Source organism: Ralstonia sp. RL, assembly GCF_001683835.1.
Taxonomy (GTDB): domain Bacteria; phylum Pseudomonadota; class Gammaproteobacteria; order Burkholderiales; family Burkholderiaceae; genus Ralstonia; species Ralstonia mannitolilytica.
Genome location: NZ_LWRX01000109.1, coordinates 1 through 1,288, shown reverse-complemented (window position 1 = coordinate 1,288; position 1,288 = coordinate 1). Strand labels below are relative to the sequence as shown.

The window sequence follows — 1,288 nt, the reverse complement described above, 5'->3', positions numbered from 1 at the left end:
CGACCTCGACGCCGCCCGCTTTTTGTTCGAAAGCCCGCATGTTCGCATCAAGCACGAACTGGCTCATTACGCCGCCGATTGTTTTCCCCCCGGCAAGCCGCTGCTGCTCTGCGTCGAAGCCCTGATGGCCAAGATTTTCACCGAATTCACTTTCGATCCGGAGGCGACCACGGTCTCCACCCCGGTTCTCGAAGTGCTCGAAAAAAAGCGCGGCGTCTGCCAGGATTTTGCCCACCTGATGATCGCCTGCCTGCGTGCCCTCGGCCTTGCTGCACGCTATGTCAGCGGCTACCTGCTGACCCGCCCGCCGCCCGGCAAGCCCCGGCTGATCGGCGCCGACGCTTCGCACGCCTGGGTTTCGGTCTATGTGCCGGGCAGCGAATACGGCTGGGTCGACTTCGATCCGACCAACAACCTGCTGCCCGATACCGAGCACATCACGCTGTCCTTCGGGCGCGATTTTTCCGACATCTCGCCGCTGCGCGGCATCATCCTCGGCGGGGGCGGTGCCGAGCCGGAGGTCGCCGTGACCGTCTTCCCGATCGAAGGGGAGGACCTGCCGGCCGAACTCTCGGCCGCCATCGCCACGCGAAAGGGCCAGCCGTGATGCACAGGGCTAGCTCATGGCCAAGCCGATGACTCATCCCGCGGTCGCCATCGTGGGTGGGGGGCCGGCCGGGCTGATGGCCGCCGAGGTCCTGTCGGCGCATCCCGGCGTGACGGTCGATGTCTATGACGCCATGCCCTCGGTCGGCCGCAAGTTCCTGATGGCCGGCAAGGGCGGCATGAACATCACGCATTCCGAACCGCTGCCCGATTTTGTCGGCCGCTACGGCACAGCCGCCGGGCAGGTCGCCCCCTGGCTGGCAGCATTCGGCCCGGCGGCCGTACGCGACTGGATCCACGGCCTTGGCATCGACACCTTTGTCGGCACGTCGGGACGGGTTTTTCCGGCGGGGATGAAGGCCGCGCCGCTGCTGCGTGCCTGGTTGCACCGGCTGCGCAGCCAGGGGGTGCGTTTCCATGTTCGGCACCGCTGGCTGGGCTGGTCCGGAGACGGATTGCGCCTCGCCACGCCGGACGGCGAGATCGTCGTGCAGCCCGCCGCCACCCTGCTCGCGCTGGGCGGCGGCAGTTGGGCCAAGCTGGGATCGGACGGTGCCTGGGTGCCGCTGCTGCGTGCGGCAGGCATTGCAGTGGCGCCGCTCAAACCGGCCAATTGCGGTTTCGATGTGGCATGGTCGTCGTTTTTCAGCACGCGTTTTGCCGGCCACCCGGTCAAGCCGGT

Annotated in this window: 2 protein-coding genes; both read left to right on the top strand. The window is 67.2% G+C overall.

Going from position 1 to position 1,288, the window contains the following annotated elements:
• A partial coding sequence (locus A6M56_RS10165; protein ID WP_286758117.1) for a transglutaminase-like domain-containing protein occupies positions 1 to 607 on the top strand: 607 nt, incomplete at its 5' end.
• Positions 608 to 623: 16 nt separating this feature from the next.
• A partial coding sequence (locus tag A6M56_RS10160; RefSeq protein WP_286758116.1) for a TIGR03862 family flavoprotein occupies positions 624 to 1,288 on the top strand: 665 nt, incomplete at its 3' end.